The 18,778-nt window shown below is 36.0% G+C and carries 15 protein-coding genes and 1 riboswitch; of the genes, 3 read left to right on the forward strand and 12 right to left on the reverse strand.

Annotated features, from left to right (window positions below; all coding sequences use genetic code 11):
* Window positions 1-119: 119 nt before the first annotated feature.
* On the reverse strand, window positions 120-950 hold the full coding sequence (locus MKY80_RS14590; RefSeq protein WP_025116068.1) for a biotin/lipoate A/B protein ligase family protein: 831 nt from the start codon (window positions 948-950) through the stop codon (window positions 120-122).
* 204 nt (window positions 951-1,154) lie between these two features.
* Here MKY80_RS14590 and MKY80_RS14595 point away from each other — a divergent pair, with 204 nt between their 5' ends.
* Both MKY80_RS14595 and MKY80_RS14600 read left to right on the forward strand, forming a co-directional pair.
* Window positions 1,155-1,541, forward strand: coding sequence for a rhodanese-like domain-containing protein (locus tag MKY80_RS14595; RefSeq protein ID WP_008180167.1), 387 nt, complete (start codon window positions 1,155-1,157; stop codon window positions 1,539-1,541).
* Between the two features lie 407 nt (window positions 1,542-1,948).
* Window positions 1,949-2,025, forward strand: a riboswitch (glycine riboswitch).
* A gap of 163 nt (window positions 2,026-2,188) precedes the next feature.
* Window positions 2,189-3,526 carry an amino acid permease gene (locus tag MKY80_RS14600; protein ID WP_089986082.1) on the forward strand — a complete coding sequence of 446 codons (1,338 nt, stop codon included), beginning with the start codon at window positions 2,189-2,191 and terminating at the stop codon, window positions 3,524-3,526.
* Between the two features lie 34 nt (window positions 3,527-3,560).
* Here MKY80_RS14600 and MKY80_RS14605 read toward each other — a convergent pair whose 3' ends face one another.
* From MKY80_RS14605 to MKY80_RS14650, 10 genes are all read right to left on the reverse strand, one after another.
* Window positions 3,561-4,523, reverse strand: a complete 963-nt coding sequence (locus tag MKY80_RS14605; RefSeq protein WP_008180161.1) for a glutaminase — start codon at window positions 4,521-4,523, stop codon at window positions 3,561-3,563.
* Between the two features lie 84 nt (window positions 4,524-4,607).
* Window positions 4,608-6,023, reverse strand: a complete 1,416-nt coding sequence (locus tag MKY80_RS14610) for a M20 family metallopeptidase (RefSeq protein ID WP_008180159.1) — start codon at window positions 6,021-6,023, stop codon at window positions 4,608-4,610.
* A gap of 22 nt (window positions 6,024-6,045) precedes the next feature.
* Window positions 6,046-7,269: an MFS transporter gene (locus MKY80_RS14615; RefSeq protein WP_008180157.1), complete on the reverse strand. Its 1,224-nt coding sequence runs from the start codon at window positions 7,267-7,269 to the stop codon at window positions 6,046-6,048.
* Window positions 7,270-7,605: 336 nt separating this feature from the next.
* The gene (locus tag MKY80_RS14620) at window positions 7,606-8,907 is read right to left on the reverse strand and encodes a hypothetical protein (RefSeq protein ID WP_089986083.1); all 1,302 of its coding nucleotides are present in this window, start codon (window positions 8,905-8,907) and stop codon (window positions 7,606-7,608) included.
* Between the two features lie 144 nt (window positions 8,908-9,051).
* The gene (locus MKY80_RS14625) at window positions 9,052-11,922 is read right to left on the reverse strand and encodes a hypothetical protein (protein ID WP_089986084.1); all 2,871 of its coding nucleotides are present in this window, start codon (window positions 11,920-11,922) and stop codon (window positions 9,052-9,054) included.
* A 241-nt stretch (window positions 11,923-12,163) separates the two neighbouring features.
* Window positions 12,164-14,500: an ATP-binding protein gene (locus MKY80_RS14630; protein ID WP_089986085.1), complete on the reverse strand. Its 2,337-nt coding sequence runs from the start codon at window positions 14,498-14,500 to the stop codon at window positions 12,164-12,166.
* Window positions 14,491-14,649 (reverse strand): competence pheromone ComX, encoded by a 159-nt coding sequence (comX, locus tag MKY80_RS14635; RefSeq protein WP_031417376.1) that lies wholly within the window; start codon window positions 14,647-14,649, stop codon window positions 14,491-14,493. The genes MKY80_RS14630 and comX overlap by 10 nt, the downstream gene beginning before the upstream one ends.
* A gap of 250 nt (window positions 14,650-14,899) precedes the next feature.
* A complete protein-coding gene (locus tag MKY80_RS14640) occupies window positions 14,900-15,283 on the reverse strand; it encodes an SMI1/KNR4 family protein (protein WP_089986086.1) in 384 nt (127 codons plus the stop codon).
* A gap of 26 nt (window positions 15,284-15,309) precedes the next feature.
* Window positions 15,310-16,257: an ADP-ribosylglycohydrolase family protein gene (locus MKY80_RS14645; protein ID WP_089986087.1), complete on the reverse strand. Its 948-nt coding sequence runs from the start codon at window positions 16,255-16,257 to the stop codon at window positions 15,310-15,312.
* A gap of 595 nt (window positions 16,258-16,852) precedes the next feature.
* The gene (locus MKY80_RS14650) at window positions 16,853-17,041 is read right to left on the reverse strand and encodes a hypothetical protein (RefSeq protein WP_342529966.1); all 189 of its coding nucleotides are present in this window, start codon (window positions 17,039-17,041) and stop codon (window positions 16,853-16,855) included.
* Window positions 17,042-17,370: 329 nt separating this feature from the next.
* Between MKY80_RS14650 and MKY80_RS14655 the strand changes: the two genes are divergently transcribed.
* Window positions 17,371-17,949 (forward strand): YpjP family protein, encoded by a 579-nt coding sequence (locus MKY80_RS14655; protein ID WP_342529968.1) that lies wholly within the window; start codon window positions 17,371-17,373, stop codon window positions 17,947-17,949.
* Between the two features lie 101 nt (window positions 17,950-18,050).
* On the opposite strand, the gene MKY80_RS14660 is transcribed toward MKY80_RS14655, so the two are convergent.
* Entirely contained in the window at window positions 18,051-18,677 is a 627-nt protein-coding gene (locus MKY80_RS14660) for a hypothetical protein (protein ID WP_342529970.1), read from the reverse strand.
* Window positions 18,678-18,778 lie beyond the last annotated feature (101 nt).

Below are 18,778 nucleotides of genomic sequence, written 5' to 3' on the forward strand. Positions count from 1 at the left end.
TCTTTAAAAAAGATACTATATATAGACTTTCAATTCAACTCTTGCTTTTTTCAATAGAATCGTAACTACTTGTAATAGCAAGGATTTAACGCTTAAAAATATTTTTTTTATACCATTTTTTACTTTTTGAAGTTCCACTCATCAGATGCATATTTTTTTTCTTCTAATGCACGGACATATTCTAACTGCTCCTCAGAAAGTGTAAATGGTTTTAATTCAATTTGCAACGATTTTGCAAAACCATCTCGAAAAGCAGTCACACATTGTTCAACTGTCACAGGTTCATCCACAAGACTGTTAATCGCTACTGCTTTCTCTGGTAATTTTCTGCGCATACGATCCTTCGCTTCTTCACTCGAAAAATTAAAGACCGATAATAACTTCTCCTGATCTAAATCTAATAAAATGGCACCATGCTGCAATATAACACCTTTTTGACGTGTTTGCGCACTTCCCGCTATTTTTTTCCCTTCAACTACCAGCTCATACCAGCTTGGAGCATCAAAGCATACTGCACTTTTCGGACTCTTTAAGTCTGCTCTTTTCTCCTCTGTATCAGGGACACTAAAATAGGCATCCATCCCTAAGTTATGGAAACCTTGCAAGATGCCTTCACTTAGCACACGGTACGCCTCTGTCACTGACTCTGGCATATTTGGATAGCTTTCTGTTACGATGACACTATATGTGAGCTCATGCTCATGCAGCACAGCTCGTCCACCAGTTGGTCGACGTACAAAACCTAAGCCTTGCTCACGTACAGCATCTAAATTTATATCTTTTTTGGCTTGCTGAAAATAACCGATTGATAATGTTGCCGGTTCCCACTCATAAAAACGAATGACTGGTGGAATTAACCCCTCACTATGCCAATCAAGTAATGCTTCATCTAGTGCCATATTAAAAGAAGGACTACATTTCCCTGAATTTAAAAAATACCAAGTTGTCATATGTTCATCTCCTACAATTTATAAAAATACCTCAGGCCCCACCTGCGGTTCAACCTTAACGAAGATTACGTTACAGTTCAAGTTGTGGCTTTGCAAACGATATCGACGAATTCGCCACAATCTAGTTAATTTTATCAAACTCATTGGACTATCGCTAGCGCATCTTTTATAATAATAAAGAAGATAGAAAGGGGTAAGAAAATCTTGGACATACTTATCACAATCGGTGTCGTTTTAGTAGTCGTAATTGCATACATCGGTATTAATGCACTAAGACTCAAAAAAGCTGTAACCAACTTAACACAAGAACAATTTATTGAAGGCTATCGTAAAGCGCAGCTAATCGATGTTCGTGAACAAAAAGAATTTGATGCTGGTCACATTCTTGGCGCACGAAATGTTCCTTCCACAACATTACGTCAACGTTATAAAGAAATTCGCCCAGATTTACCAGTATATTTATACTGTCAAAATACAGGCCGTAGCTCACGTGCTGCACTATTTCTTAAAAAACGTGGGTACAACCAAATTTACCAACTTCAAGGCGGTTTCAAAACTTGGACAGGTAAAATAAAAGCCAAAAAATATTAATATTTCCCTAAAAAAAGTCGTCTCAAAGAACTAGGAGACGGCTTCTTTTTATACAAAAAATTCAGAGTTTCTACTATATTATATCTATTGCAAAATTTTAAGTGGCTATTTCGTACACTCTTTCATACTATAGTGATCCTCTCTCCCCTCACTTGTCCCACTCCATTTCTTCACATAAACCTTTCGTATTTACCCATTTGCGCATACTACGGAAATCTTTGTATGTCCAAAAATACTAATTATCGTTAGTAATTTTCATTTATTCACTACATTCTTCTATTTTTCTGAAAATAATATAAATTTCTAGTTGAATATTTGTAAAAGCACTGCTAGGATATATAATATCTTAAAATAATATTTATGTTAAAAAATTAATAAGCTATGAATGCTATGGATCAAACTATAGCAGGAGCAGTTCTGGAGAGAGCGCAATTTGCGTCGCCGAAGGGTTCACTATCTCAGGCAAAAGGACAGAGGAGTAATAACAGCTTTTTTAAGCGATGCCATACGATGGTTACGAATGATTTCATGAACCATCCGTGATCAAATGGTATTTGTTATTCTGACGTTTTTCCGAGACTAGTGTCACAACTAGTCTCTTTTTTTATTTTTTCAGTCATTTTTTATGCATCTTTGGGGGGATTAACGTGGAACAGCAACAATTAAAACGTGAATTAAAAAATCGCCATGTACAGCTTATTGCCATTGGTGGGACAATAGGAACCGGTTTATTTCTAGGCTCTGGGAAAGCCATTGCATTAGCAGGGCCTTCGATCATCCTTGCCTATTTAATTGTCGGAACGGCACTCTTTTTTGTTATGCGTGCATTAGGCGAACTATTATTATCGAATTCAGGATATACATCATTTACGGATTTTGCCTCCGAATATATAGGGCCATGGGCAGGGTATGTAACAGGCTGGACCTACTGGTTCTGTTGGATCATGACAGCGATGGCGGATATTATCGCTGTAGGGGTTTATACACAATATTGGTTTGATATCCCTCAGTGGGTTCCAGCTATTGGTTGTTTAGTAGTATTACTACTACTGAATTTATTGACGGTCAAACTATTTGGGGAGTTAGAATTTTGGTTTGCTATCATTAAAGTGATTACCATTGTGGCGCTCATTATCCTTGGACTTATGATGTTAGTGACAGGCTTTCAAACAAGCTCTGGGACGGTTTCAGTAGATAATCTTTGGGTCCACGGCGGCCTGTTTCCAAATGGAGTATATGGCTTTTTAATGGCCTTCCAGATGGTTGTTTTCGCTTTCGTCGGTGTGGAATTAGTAGGGGTATCAGCAGCCGAGACTGCAGACCCACAAAAAAACATTCCTTCTGCTATCAATAAAATACCATTTCGAATTCTACTCTTTTATGTAGGGGCACTGTTTGTCATCCTATGTATCAATCCATGGTATGAAATGTCTGCCGCAAGCAGTCCATTTGTCCAAGTATTTACGTTAGCGGGCATTCCAATTGCTGCAGGTATTATTAATTTTGTTGTGCTCACTTCAGCCGCTTCTGCTGGTAATAGTGGTTTATTTTCAACAAGTCGCATGCTCTTTAATCTTGGTAAAAATAAACAAGCATCACCTGCTTTTGCTAAGCTCAATAAAAATAGTGTTCCAAGTAACGCACTAGTCATTTCTGCAATTGTTGTATCTGTAGGGGCACTGTTAAGTAAGCTAATGCCAGAGAATGCCTTTAGTATCGTAACGACTATTAGTGCGATTTGCTTCATATGGGTGTGGAGTATTATCATCATTTCTCACATCATCTATAAACGGAAAAATCGTGCCCTACATGAAGCCTCAAGCTTCAAAGCACCGCTGACACCTTTTATTAACTACGTAGTGCTTGCGTTTTTTGCTTTCCTATTAATTGTGATGTTTATTTCTGAGGCAACACGTACAGCTCTTCTCCTAACCCCTATTTGGTTTATTGTCCTATTCATTCTATATAAAATGAAAAAAAGATGACTTCAGAGCTCACTCTGAAGTCATCTTCTACTCGTTAAAAAATGGTCATATCCCATTCTGTCGCTAAATGTTTCAGTAATTGGACACCTGCGACACTATTCCCGATAGGATCGATGGCTGGTCCATAAATACCTATGCCACAGCCAGCAGGGAATGGTGAATCTAACCCTGCATGGCCTGGGACAGCAGTAAGAATGGCACCAGAAACACCACTTTTAGCAGGAAGTCCAATAAATGCCGCAAATTTTCCTGAAGCATTGTACATACCGCATGTTACCATTAAAGCCTTTGCTAATTTTGCCACTTGTTTAGGAAATAACTGTTTCTTTAATAGCGGATGATAGCCATCATTAGCGATAACTAAACCAATCATCGCTAAATCGGATACATTGACTTCAATCGCACATTGCTTTAAGTAAACCTCAAGAGCCGCTTCTACTGGGCAGTCTAAGAAACCAGAATCCATTAAATAGTAGGCTAGTGCTCGATTACGGTTAGCTGTCTGCCACTCAGATTGAAACACTTCCTCGTTGACACTTAATTGCTTACCTATGATTTGCTCTAAAAATTGCAGGATTTTGTCAATCTTCTCCTGTGGTGAATGACCAATCATCATAGAGGAGACAGTAATCGCCCCAGCATTAATCATTGGATTAAAGGGCTTTCCTGGCTGATGACTTTCTAAGCGAATAATAGAGTTGAATGTATCCCCTGTTGGCTCAACATCAACCCTCTCTAATACATAGGGCAATCCTCGATCCATACAGGCCAGTATAAAGGTGATTACTTTGGAAACACTTTGAAGCGTAAATAACTCCGTCGTATCACCAGCTTTAATTTCATGCCCTTCAGTGCCAATAATGGCTATAGCTAATTGATTTGGGTCTTTTTTAGCTAATGCAGGGATATAGTTAGCGCACCGTCCTTCTTTTGCGGCAGAGCGAAACTGTGTGACCGATTGTGCCACAAGCTGATCGTGACTAGGTTGTGTTGACATTACTGTGGACTCCTTTCAAAATGTGCAAAAACAGAGTCTTCATAGTTCTCCTATGAAGACTCTATCCATATTTTTGCTATCCTTTTATAGCTTTGGAGACATTGTCCCCTCCGGAATTAACGATTCATACGTCTCCCCATCAAGACGTTCTTGCCATTCCTTTTTAGCTTCCTCAATCAGTATTGGATTACCCAATAACTCAATAGCTGTACACGCCATAATTTTAGCAGCTTGTAGCATACCTTTATGGGCGATTGGTGTGACACCTTGAGAAACAACTTGCCATGTATGCAGTGGCGTTCCTAATGCCATACATACTGTCGTACATTGAACAGTTGGCACATTCCAGCTAACATCTCCCACATCAGTAGAGCCACCCATGATAAATTCAGGGAGCATTCGAGGAATATGATCAGCAATAACTTTTCCTTGTAATTGTTGAACATCACCTTTATGTAGACCAACTAATGAAGAGGCTTGTACTTCAGGAGAAAACGTATTGAAAATAGCCTGAGCATACTGTTCATCCTCTATTGTATAGTCTGGCATGCCAATTTCAAGTATTTGTTGATACATGGCATCATAAAGTGTCTTATTCGTTATTAAATTAGAGGCAGCACCTTCAAAATCGATTTCTAGGGAAGTACCTGTCATGAGCGTTGCACCCTTCGCTATTTGTTCAACGCGCTGATAGATTTCTTGCACTTGTTGCTTTTTAGGTGCTCGCACTAAATAGGTAACCTCAGCATATGGTTGAACAACATTCGGAGATGTTCCACCAGAGTTTGTAATAGCATAATGCACTCTTGCTTCTGGAATAATATGCTCTCGTAAGTAGTTTACCCCAACGTTCATCAGCTCAACAGCATCTAATGCACTTCTTCCCAGATGAGGAGCAGCTGCAGCATGTGCACTTTTACCTGTAAACTTAAATGTAACAGCATAGTTTGCTAGAGAGCTACAAGTCATCACCGTTGAAAACGTACCAGGATGCCAAGAAATGGCGATATCTACATCATCGAATAAGCCAGCTTTCGCCATATAAGCTTTACCAGATCCATTTTCTTCTGCAGGGCAACCGTAAAAACGGATGGTTGCGGATTGTGGATGTTGCTCTAAATAATCTTTTACGGCAACAGCTGCTGCAAATGCTCCTGTTCCTAATAAATTATGGCCACAGCCATGACCACTTCCCCCATTCTCAAGAGGCTCATGAGTGGTAACACCGCCCTTTTGGCTCAAGCCTGGTAGTGCATCGTATTCCCCTAAAAAGGCGATGACTGGCTTTCCTGACCCAAAAGTTCCAACAAGCGCAGTATCAAGCCCAGCTAAGCCAACCTCAGTTTGAAACCCCTCGTTTTCGAGTGCCTCTTTCATATATTGCATGGATCGTTTTTCTTGAAAATGAAGCTCCGGTACAGCCCAAATTGCATCGCTTAATGCCACACTAGCATCCTTCTTTGCCTCAATAAATGTAGAAATTTTTTCTTGAAAACTCATTATTGTCCCTCCAATTTATTCATTATGCTTTCAATAATGCTCCTTTTTGGTCGTTTAACGTTACAAGCGACACAATACAAATGAGCGCGAATCCAATTAACATCCAAAAGGCTGCATCAAACGAACCATTAAAGGCATCGACCATAAAACCAATAGCCATAGGTGTAACAAACCCCGCTAGCTGTCCGCCTGTATTCGCGATCCCCATAGCTGAGCCTGTTATAGACGAAGGCAATTTCTTTAGAACAATTACGGGTAGTAGCGTAATGACAAACGCAATAAAGATAGAAACAACTGTTTGATAGCCAATAAATAATGTCACCGTTTTCGCTGTAAACATTAAATACAATAAAAGACCGATGACTGCACAGGAAATAGAGCCTAACACCTTTTCCATTCCTCTTGGAAGCTTATCGATAATATATCCGCTACCATACACCCCAATAATCGTTGTAATAGCAGGAATTGTTTGTGCCCAACCAATGGACATTAAGTCTAGTCCACGATTTTTTTGAAGGTAGGTTGGAATCCACGATACTAATCCCCAGTTCACCGCATAAATACAGAAATAAGCAATAATCAAATTCCACATGAGCGGTGTTTTCAGTAGTTCTTTAAAGCTTACCTTAACAGCCGGACTACCTGTCTCAGCAGCATCTACTGTTTCAGCTTTCGGGAGCTGAATGTATTTCCAATATAAATAAGCAATAATCGCTCCAATAGCCCCGATAATGATAAACATCATACGCCAGCCAATCGTTCCTAATAAATAAGCGGCCAACAGCGGTACAATTAGCGAAACAATCCCACCAGAAGTCAGCATAATTGACATCGCTCTGCCTCTTTCTTCTTTCGGGAAAATCGTGGCAATAATCTTAGAGCTAGATGGTTGAAATCCACCTTCTCCGATGCCGAATAAGAAACGAATAACAATCATCGCTGTTAAAGACCAGGCAATAGCCGTAAGTCCGGTAAATATTGACCACATGATGACAGCCATTAGCAAGATTCGTTTTGCGCCAAATTTATCAGCTAGCCAGCCTCCTGGTATTTGCATAATGGCATAGCCTAAAAAGAAAGCGCTTAAAATAATACCCGTCGAAGATGCATCCAGTTGCAAATCGCCTGTAATTGAAACGACTGCGTAGTTCATAATATAGCGATCTAAGTTCCCTAAAGACCAGCCTAAAAATAATAGCGCAAGGATAACATTTCTAGATTTTTTCGTTACTTCATTTGTTGTCATTTATATCCCTCCCATGATCAAAAACCTTCTCTTTATGGCAGTGATTGCATCACCGCTACAGTTGTTCTTTAAGATTCTTGCCCCCTTGCAAATCTAGTAAAATCAAAACCCCTTTTATATACCGACATTTTCGTTATATATTCGTATAATAATCAAAGTACTCCAAAAAAACAATATTTTTTTGAAAATTTCTAATAGATAGTCGCTTCTCTAGCTATGAATGATCGGCTCAAAAAAGCGCACAACTTGTGGACTGGTCTTTGTTTTATCGATCCTAAAATTTTAGAAAAAAAAATGTCCCAAACCACACATTGGTTTGGAACATTTTTTTAGTTTCTAGACAAGCTGATACATTTTGATTGGTCTACCACGCAAATGCTGTAATTCTTCGCCACAAATTCTTGCTAAATCTACACTACATAAATCCGCAACAATACGCTGTGCATTTCTTTCACTCATTTGAAGCTGTGTTGCTAAATCCTTTGTCGTAAAATGCTTCCAGCGCATTTTCTGCACAAGCGCATGGATTTTCATATACGTTTTAATACTAATATTACCTTTTTTTAGCTTTTCTAAAATATCGGGATCTTCTGCTCGGTAAGAATAAGACAACTCTTCCATATTTCCGACCGACTCAATAATCGTACCGTCATCCTGAATCATAACGATATCGATGGCCTCATTTTCCTTGGTCTGCCTTAGCCCTCGATGAGCATGTAGTTCTGCATTGAATACGGTTTGTGCAAAACCAATACCTGCAGTTACTTTTGCTTCCATTTCGATGGATAATTGATACATTTTTTCCTGTAGAAATTTAATTTTCCCTTCAATCGCACCCCTTGTACTAAAAATTGTATATTTTCCATTCCCCTCTTCAATGAGGGAACCGTCAATTTGTTCACAAAGTTGAAGTAGATGTTCCTTAGTACGTAGCTCTAAATATTGGATGCGATACCCTTGCTTCATACGCTCCTTTAACGAATCAAAATCCTTGATTTCAAGCATTACTGCACCAATTTGAGTTTCTTTATAGTAGGATGTTTTAATTTTTTCCGTAAATAGCTGAACTGTATGGTAAATTTCTGTTTTTGTGGGAGATACCCAATAGGAGGGAACTCCTCGATCTTTCAGCTCTTCATCGACAGATGGATAACAAGTGATGGCAAAATCGATCTTTCCCTCCTGCCAAAGTATATAGTGAAAATCAAATAACTCTTTTGGATCAATGGCTACATCAAATTCCTTTAAATACATATGATTGACATTCTTTTGGATCTCCGCTAGACCCTCTGAAGCCATTTGTGAGGGAGAAGGTATAATATCGATACTAACATTTTCAATAAACTTCTTTTGCCGATAGGATTGCTCTAAAAATCCTCTATAAATAGCCGCCTCCGAAAAAATGATATGAGCCAATTTATCCTGTGAAACGTTTGTTTGGCTCGCTATCTTATAGGGGATATAGCCAGAAAACAGCCAGAAATCCACATCTTGATCATAGGTCTCCACAAGATGCTTTGTCTCTGTCGCTATCGTATAAATATATGGAATAAATTCCATATCCTGTTCAATCTCTCTGGCTAAAGCAATAATTCTTTGGACGGATTTGACAGGACCCACAACACCTATTTTATACATCTTTTTGTTCCTACCTTCTTTGTGAAACTGCAATAGTTATGTAAAAAATTTCTTTTCTCTTCTGTTCATAGTATAGCGGACAACCAATTTACTAGACAAATAAAAAATCTATACAGAAAAACCCCGAGTTTCTCGGGGCTTACCTCATTTAATATCCTGTGGATACATGTTTTTATAAAGTAATTCTAATTTTTTGGAAAGCTTCCCATAAGCGGATTGCCAAGCTTTTTGAGCCGCCTCATCACCATCTGCCTTGTACAATGCATGGACGTCGGCAACCTTCTTCAAATCACTTTCGGCCTGTGTAAGCTTCGAATAGTTTTTGACAATCTTTTTATCTTGAGCGCTCAAGGCATCATACTTAGTACGAATATCTTTTACTTTATCCTCTAGACCAGCTATATACTCACCATTGACAAGGAGTGAATTGATCGATTCAATTAATGTCAAAGCCTGTTCATTCGTTTGCTGTTGACCTTGTTGCTTTTCGCTAACCCATCTTTGGATATCTGAAGGAATAAGGCTCACTTGCTTAGATGTAAGTTTTTCAAATGCCTTGATGACAGTGCTTGGGTTAGTGTTAAATGATTTTTCATAGGTCTTCATAAAGGACTCTGCTTTTTTCACATCTGCGATTGCCGCTTTTAAAATATCATAATTCGTAATCAGCTTTTTATCACTTGAGCTTAGGCTACTGTATTGCTTAGACAGAGTATTAATTTTATCAATCGACACTAAATACTGATCATTTGAAACAATAGTAGCTATTTCATCATTCAGTTGCTTTATATTTGGTGCATTTTCATCAATAATTTGATTCTTTAACAGTGCTTCGTATTGCTCTTTTGCTAAATGCTGTTGATTAGCAGGTAATTTAGCATACGCTTTTTGCACAGACTCTATTTTTTTAGCTTGTTTCGCCGCATCTGTTTCTTCTTTAGCGGTTTGAATTTTTTTATAGAATGATTTGACACCTGTAATGTCCTTCTGAGCAGCAGTTAGTAAATAATTATTAGTGACATACTTTCTTGCACCAGATGACAGCTTTTTATAGGATTGTGCTGCCGTATCAACTGCTTTTTCTAATTGATTGAATGTAAATTTAGTGACATCCGCAAATTTAGCAATATCTGCTTTCAAAGCCTCTGCTGCAGCCTTATCAGCCGGTACTTTTCCATCAACAGAAACTTTTGGCGTATTGAGTAAAAACTCTTGAGCATTATAGACAAGCGATTGCTGTAAAGATGTCAATTTATTATAAGCTTTTAATGTATTCGTATAGCTCGAATTCAGTTTGCTTTCAGTTACACCACTGATGCCCGTTAGTTTTTGATAAGCATCCATATCTTTAATCACTTTTTCAGCCGTTTTTAAATCCTTTTGTAAAGTAACAAGGCTGTCATACCCCTCTATTTGGGCTGCCGATGCTTTTGTTAAGCTCTTATATTCTTTTACCATGCGAGCCACATTGTTGACATGACTTTGCCAAGAACTAGCAGATGGATTGATTGGATAAATATCATCCCCAATATAGCTATCGATATCATTGTTTAATGTAGCAATTTGACTTTCTTCCGCACTTTCAGCTGCCGTTAAAAGCTGACCATACTTGTCTGGCACTAATTTTAATTGTTTATACGTTAATTTTTCATAGGTAGAACGAATAGACTTGGCAACCGTTACCTGCTTATTTGGCGTATTATTGGAGGATAATTTATCAAATGATTTAATAAATTGCTCCACTTTTTTAATATCGGCTTTAGCCTCATTGAGAATCGTTAGGTTTTGAACAGCCCCACGATAATTTTGTGATAATTTAGCAATATCTGCCTCAATCGTATTCACGACCCCTTGTAAGGAATCCTTATCAGAAGGAACATACTGTGAAATGCCATTCGAATAAGAAAGTAAATTAACGATTGCCAAATTAAGTCTTCTGACTTCTTTTATTTCCTCAAGATCATTGGGCTCATTTAAAAGGTTTTTAATGCTCGTATATAAAGCATCATTGACATCTAAGCTACGTTGTAATAAATCGAACTTATCGTAGGCCGCTTCAATTTCCTTTATATAGGCAGGCAAATCTTTGTCGCTAATTCCCCCTACCTTGTCCACTTTTTCATTTAACTTATTGATAAGGTCCACATCTGCAAGTGCTCGCTTGAGAACAGCATAATTTGATACATTCCCTTTAGCAGGCTCTGACAATGCTTGATATTTACTTTCTAATGCCTTAATTTTTTCCTCAAACGACTTTATATCAGAAACATTGTATTTGTTATCATTCACTAATAAATTTTTAATATCATTTGATAATGTATCTGTTGGTTCTTTGGATATAGAAATCACTTCAGAACGTGGCGATTCCACAAAAGAAGTGCCTACCTGAGCTTTTACCTTAACAATAATATCTTTGATTCCCTTTTCTATGGCATCTTTCGGAATAGTATAAGTGCTACCTGAAGCTCCCTCAATAATAGTGAAGGAATTTTCACCCTCGCCTAGTTGATAAAACCATTGATAACTATATGTAATTTGACCGCTTGTTAATTTCGCTCCTGCCTTATCCGTTACAGTAACACCCGCTACTTTCACCGTTTCGCCAGGTGCAACAAAATCTGAAGTCGAAAAGCCCTCTAAAGTCGGCGTTGTAATCGCAAGATCCAATTGATTAATGGTTCTTGGCTCACTTTGATATTTTTTTCCATCAGTTGTAGTAGCCTCCACAAAAATGGTTTTACCCGCTGCTTCTACTGGCACCTTTAACGAAGCAGAAGTAGCACCTGCAATCGGTTTATTCGTAGACGTTTTTGAACCATCTTCACTAGCTACCTTTTCTAGATAATACCATTGGTAGGCATTGACTATGGCATTATTGGGTAATTGATGAACCGTTAATGTTTCATTTACAATATTTTGCCCCGTGACCGTCACCGTCTCCGCTGCACTTGCAACAGTTGGTACAATAAGTGCTACGGGTATTGCTGCTGCTGTTAAAAATAATTTTTTATTCAAATCGGTTGACCTCCTCAATCCTTCTATTGAATTATATCGGCCACATCTCCCTGATTTCCTTTATTCAGGGAAAAGAATTCAAAAAAGTGTATATTCTCCTGTATTCTTATCTCTACAATAATAATATTTTGATATTATTTCATACTCAAAAAACAAAAGCCTTCTAATCCACTTTCATAAAAATTATGAAGAGATTAAAAGGTGAAAATTGTAGGCATATAGCGTATTCTGCTTCATCGGGCTATCCTCGAATCATGTAAGTTGGTCGGTTCAGCGTACTATACGCATAAGGATATGGATACTGAGTTTCACTTACGCGAATACGAATCATCATTCCCTCTCCTACTTTGCTATGTAATGCGAACTTTCCATTAAACGCCTGAACCCTCTCTTGCATACCTTGAATGCCCATGGATTCTGTCAGTATAATATCATCTAAATTACACCCCACACCATCATCGCTATACAAAACCTCAAAGCCTTCTTCCGTGCTTTGTAAATGGATGGTAACTGCATTGGCATAGGAATGCTTTAATGCATTGTTTAATAATTCTTGAAACAAACGATAGATCATTAAATTTAAACGTTCATCCTCTAAATAAAGACGATCAATTGTATAAAGCAATTCGAAATTTGCCCGTTTTTGAACTTTTTGAATAAGCTTCTCAAGTGCAGCATTTAAGCCCAATGTATCTAATAAAGGAGGCTTTAAATTTTCACAGTATCCTCGTAAATCATTTAAGGAGGTAATCATATGCTCATGAAGCTTCCCAAGTTTAGTTGAAAAATTTTCTGAATCCTTCATGTGCATCAGGACATCCATTTCTCTTGCGATATGAAGCTGCTCCTGTAAAATCGTATCATGAAGCTCTTGGGCTAACTGATACTTCTCCTCCTCAAAACGAAGCCAAAGTAATTTATTAAGCCAGGGCAGCTGCCGATTATCTGCCTCTTTCATATGCTTTAACTGATCTAATAGGTCCTCGACCATTTTAGTATTTTCTATAAAGTTATTTAAATATAACAGTAACAATTCCAGCCATAGCAATTCCTCATCCTTCAAATAAATAGATTTATTATGATCCACAACAAGAATTCGTTTATAACTTGTATCCTGATGAATAAAGGCTATATAGAAATGATCTGTTTTTTTAATATCCCCTAAACCTAATTGTTCAAGTAAAACCTCATCAATTTGATGTTGATTGTATTCCTTGGATTTGTTCGTTAATGTAACTTGATGTGTTTGAAAATCATACGTGAGAACATAAACACTTTCCATTTCAAGCTGGAGCACCACTTCCTGGACAAACTTCTCCAATAAATCCTCAATCTTCACAACTCTCCCTATACTATCGACGGTAGTATATAAGCGGTGGATATAGTCACCTTTTGTAGAAAACAAAATCTTTCGCTTACGATAATCAACCCGCTCCTTAATGTAAAACAACGCCATTAAGGAGAGAAACGTAAAAAAGAACAGCTCCGTCATACGTGTAATTGATAAATCCGTCAATAAATACAATCCACCCAAAAGCCAAATAGTAAAGGCAAATGAGAAATTAAAATAATAGCGTATACGCGATATAAAGTACTCCATATCAAATATACGTTCTGTGAGTTGAGTGAATAAGAAGCTTAAAGGAATGAGCATTAAAAATAAAGAACATATATCAGCTTCTAGTAATTGTTTATGAAATAGTATTTCAGGTAGTGCATAAAGAAATAAAAACGGCAAAAATGGAATGATAATACTACTTAACAATATTTTTAATTGTGGCGTTTTATATTTGATGTATCCTAGTATTATTATTCCTAGAATCACCAGCAATAAAAAGAAAAAAAGGCTTAAAACAATGAACGAATTTTCAAAATGAGTAGATGGATACAGATTGCTAAAGACACTTAGTACCACACCTGCGATTGGAATAGTATAAAACAAATTAATTTTTTTAGTAAACAACCATTTTAAATCCATAAAATCAAAATATATTTTCAAAAAGTGTAATAGTATAACTAAACAAAGTAGCATGCTGCTTCGATTGATTATTATTCCTAATAGATTTAACCTAGCGGATGCTCCACTACTAACATAAGCTAAGGAAACAGTTAAGATAAAAAGAATCAATAAATTTAAGAGAATTGTATTTTTTTGTTTATAATATAAATATAAAGTGATAAATAATGTAAGAAAGAAGTAACAAAAAGGAACTATTAAAACATAAAAAAATTGTTCAGGTATATCATATAACTTAATATTTAGGTTTATAACAGCCCCATTATCTTTCATTATTTTCAATTCTCTAGCTGCACGAATTACAGGTTCGTACTTTAAATCACGAAGACTATCAATCTGTTTTCCATCAACTTCTAAAATAATATCGCCTTTTTTTATTTTATGTTTTTCAGCCCATTCCTTATAATATGGCTCTATTAAAATCCATTGTCCATCCTCATTCTGAACATCCATACTTAAAACAGGCTTGCTGTATGTAACATTTAGTAAATAAAGCCCAATTACCAAATATGTACTTACAGCAAGCCAAAACCACTTTTTATAATTAAAATTTAATACCAAATTGTGCTTTCTAAACATACATCTTCATCAAACGAATCCAAAATTGCCTTTTGTTCAAGTTCTGTTACACCAACAAGAGAAGCTTTCTTTTCTTTTAACAATGTTACCAACGACGGATTTTGCTCTAAATATTGAACCATGTTAATCATAAAATCGCTCCATTTCATTAGTTTTTGCAGTTACTATTATTATCCAATAAAACCTCTATTATAAGGAATTATTAACCATATTTGTAACTATAAATTGATTATACCATCATTCACCTATTATTCAACATAATTTTCTAAAAAATACAATAATATAATAGAATATGTAATGAAATTGCTTAGTTCTCCATAGATTGACATAGAAAAAGCTTGCTCCTAATGGTAGGAACAAGCTTCTACATTTTTTACTTTTTCAATCCAAAAAACCCTCTTGTAGCCACTTGTTTAAATGGGAAGAGACCAATATAGCATGCTGCGGATTCATATCGCCAACATCTACAACAAAAACCTGACAGGCTTCTTTCTCTAACGCCATTAAAAAGACCATTCCGCCTCCATCATCCCCTATGGCAACATAGCCTTTTGCATATTCCTTCACTTCCCAAGTCTCATTTCTTTCCATTATTTCCTCGGTACCATATATGAAAACACCATTCGTAAATGAAAAACCATTGGACTCTTTCAGGACATTTTTATATTCTTGTGGAAGATGAATAGCCATGGTCTGTTCTATTAGCAAAATTTCATGCTCGTTAGCGGGAGGATTGGCAGTAAAAATATTATGTAAAGGAGACATTTTGTCACCTCCTTTATGAAGATTTTTCATACCTTTGCAAAACAAAACTCATAAAAAGCTTCGATTAAATCATCAATCTCTTGTTTTTTTACTATTGCGTTCAACCAATCTTCTGGAATTCCGTTCATTTGATGACACATACCTGCTAAAGCTCCCGTTATTGCCGCTATTGTATCCGTATCTTCTCCCAAATTGACTGCCTTTAAAATAGCTTCTTTAAAGGTAGATGCATGACCAACACTCCATATAGCTGCCTCAAGTGAGTGGACAATATAACCGCTTGATTTAATTTCATCTTCAGAGATACTTAAAAAGTTCTCATCAAAAATTCTACTGTAGGCGTTTAACTCTGTATACAATTCATGCTGTAAATTATTTTGCAGCAAGTTAAATACCTCATTTAGTGCAAACTCAAGCGAATTGTTTCGGTATAAGCTTAATAATAACTCAATATAAATGATAGACCCTACCATTGAACGTGGATGTCCATGTGTGATCTTTGTATATTGCTGGACCAACGCTTTTCTTTTCTTGAAATCACCTTCATTTATCAATACAAATACTAAAGGCGCAATCCTCATCAGCGTACCGTTACCATTATCAAACTCGCCCGTTTTCCCACAATGCTCAGGCAAAACTCCCTTTTTATAGCTAGACACAGCGTCAGCAGTAGTAATGCCAATATCAAACATTTCCCCAAAAGGTGTCAGATAGCCTTGCTCCATATATCGTACAAACTTATCCATTAAGCTTCGTGTATCGCCTTTTTCAATCATGTTTTCGACTAAACATAGCGTTAAAGAAGTATCATCTGACCAGGTGCCAGGTGGTTGATTGTAAGTACCATACCCTATCACATCCTCTACATGGAAAGTCCCCCGCTTCTTAAACTCGACAGGTACGCCCATCAAATCACCAATGATCCCACCATATAAAGTGGCAAACAATCGTTCTCTCAACTTTACTTCTACCATAGGATTACATGTCCCCCTTCTCTACCTAGCATACTATAAAGTAGCTAATAACTTTTTACGGTATACCACTATTTCACTAGCAACTTCTCGATGCTCCCAGTCCAGACCTTATGGTTTTAGAATCAAATATTAGATTTTTTACCACAATTCCATTAAGAAAAAACTTGAAAGGAGAATAGCCAGTCAAGGGTTATTAATAAACTACTCAAAAAAGGTCTATTATGGTGATATCTAATTATAATTGATCAGTTTAATATAACGCTATAACACTAATTTCCTAGACTATCTGTATACACACCTTAATTTTAGAAAATATTAAAGAATGATAAGTTTTATTAGAGAATGGCTAGCTTTTCTCATGTTGGCAACGCCATTCATAGAATGACAAAACTTCATTTTTCTATTTCTGCTGGTTTTCTAAATAAGCAAAGAGTAGTTTTCGCCTAACAAATAGTGAATTCTTATAAAGTTCATCCACATTCTATTTACTCTATTTCCACTCTCCACTAACCACTTTCTTATTCTATGTATTTTTAAGTCTGCTAATCTAACGGGACTTGCACGACTCTCATCACTAATTTTTAATGAATAAAATTCAAAACTCCATATACCACTCATTATCTATATATTTTTCTATTAAACCCATTGTTTCAGGTCCATTTTCAGTACAAAAATTTAGTATTTCACCAATCAATAACTTTACTTCTTCTTGTTTTACTTCAAAACCTCTATGTTCATTCCAGTCACAATTGACCATCACACGAAAATAATTATACTCTTCCATTTCATATACCCATAAGAAACTTTAGATTTTTCAAACACTCTATACATACATTGATCACATTTGAGATTAAATTTAGAAGTTCTTGGCCTTCTGCACCTATCATTGGTGCTTTTTCTTTTAGTTATTTATTTACCCGAATACAAATACTGAAAAAAGTGCATATCATTTTTAACTTAATTAAATTTATTACGAATATTATATTTTAATATTATTTCGAAAAAATGCTATATTATGGTAAAATGGGGTTTGTTACTAAAAAATGATAAAAAAAGGAGAAGGTTATAAAGAAATTTTTTAAACATTTTTCATCGTTATTAGTTTTAACACTCTTGATTCAGCTGGTATTACCAATATCGAATTTAGCGTATGCTACTGATAAAGATGAACCTATTTATCAAGAAAATTTACATACAACTGATTTGCAATATACACTGGAGGACGACGAGTCACAAATAGAGAACGATGAGTCCCTGTTAGATAATGATTATTCCAGTATTGAAAATTCGATTGAACCACCTAAAGCACGTCTTGTAACATTCTTTTTAAGAGCTTATGTTAAAGCAGCAATTGAAGAAAAAATGGGTGAAGAAATTGAAAAACGCATCGGAGATCAAGTAAAACAAAAAGTCGTCCCACAAATGCAGGACGCGGCAGAGAAAGCTGCCAAAGATTATGGATATACTGATTTTGTTGGAGCTAAAAAGTCAGGAAGTACTGTTAATCAAGGAGAACATATATTTGAAGTACTTGGTCCAAATGGTAATCCAGTATTGAAAGGGCATGTAAACATAAATCCCTCAAGAAATACAACAACGTGGCATTGGCATACTAAAGCAGATAATTTTGAATGGCATCATGGTCAAATTCAGTTGAACCACAATAGTTTACCTAAAAAGTGGGGAAATTAATTATATTTATTAGAATATAAAACTGAAAAATAGGCTACTTATTAGGGACTTCCTAACCGAGTGGCTTATTGTTCAGTTTTTTTATGAAAAAAATTTCTAAATCAATATTCAAGAATTTGAGAAATCCAATGTTTTATATATAATTCCTTTTGCGAGTTTGTAAAATTTATAGGTAGTGAACAAGACTGTAATTTATCAGGTAGAATGTTTATTTTATCTCTAATTAATTCATTATCAATGGATTCTGTATCGATAAAATATAAATAACGACCTTCGATTTTTTCTCGATATACAGACGAACAGTCTAATGTCTTATAAAACCGAGTAGAAAAATTATTGCCATTTAAATTTACGTCGAAATGTGCACGTACACCGAACTGACATCGAATATGTTTTCCTGGAAGTTTGTCTAATTCTTTCTCAAACTCATTTAATTGCTTTTCATTCACAAAATACGTTTCAGTGTAATAGTGTCCATCCAATTCTTTACTAATGTCAGTGTCATATGTATCATATTTAACTTCCATAACTTTACTACTGTATTCCTGTTCTACAGGGGATAAATATTTATCAATGAGATGTTGAATAGCATGATTATCTAAATTATTTCCATAACTTAAAATGGTAAGTTGGTTACGTATTTTGGTTAACCAACCATACATCTCCTGGTTATTTTTTAACATCCACCCAGTACGTGGATTATAAACTAAGTAATTACCTAGATTCATATGTATGCCACTCCTTTAACTTCTTTATAAACATTATACCTAAAAAATTACTTTAATACATATTTTTGAAAAAATGATATGTAATCATAATGTAACTCTTT

The sequence above is a fragment of the Lysinibacillus sp. FSL R5-0849 genome, from assembly GCF_038595075.1.
Classification (GTDB): domain Bacteria; phylum Bacillota; class Bacilli; order Bacillales_A; family Planococcaceae; genus Lysinibacillus; species Lysinibacillus fusiformis.

Coding starts and splice junctions, on each gene's coding strand:
- comX (WP_031417376.1), bottom strand. CDS start 14,649: ATGATTAACATGGTTCAATATTTAGAGCAAAATCCGTCGTTGGTAACA.
- MKY80_RS14640 (WP_089986086.1), bottom strand. CDS start 15,283: ATGTCTCCTTTACATAATATTTTTACTGCCAATCCTCCCGCTAACGAG.
- MKY80_RS14610 (WP_008180159.1), bottom strand. CDS start 6,023: ATGAGTTTTCAAGAAAAAATTTCTACATTTATTGAGGCAAAGAAGGAT.
- MKY80_RS14645 (WP_089986087.1), bottom strand. CDS start 16,257: ATGGTAGAAGTAAAGTTGAGAGAACGATTGTTTGCCACTTTATATGGT.
- MKY80_RS14650 (WP_342529966.1), bottom strand. CDS start 17,041: ATGGAAGAGTATAATTATTTTCGTGTGATGGTCAATTGTGACTGGAAT.
- MKY80_RS14590 (WP_025116068.1), bottom strand. CDS start 950: ATGACAACTTGGTATTTTTTAAATTCAGGGAAATGTAGTCCTTCTTTT.
- MKY80_RS14620 (WP_089986083.1), bottom strand. CDS start 8,907: ATGTATAAAATAGGTGTTGTGGGTCCTGTCAAATCCGTCCAAAGAATT.
- MKY80_RS14615 (WP_008180157.1), bottom strand. CDS start 7,269: ATGACAACAAATGAAGTAACGAAAAAATCTAGAAATGTTATCCTTGCG.
- MKY80_RS14660 (WP_342529970.1), bottom strand. CDS start 18,677: ATGAATCTAGGTAATTACTTAGTTTATAATCCACGTACTGGGTGGATG.
- MKY80_RS14605 (WP_008180161.1), bottom strand. CDS start 4,523: ATGTCAACACAACCTAGTCACGATCAGCTTGTGGCACAATCGGTCACA.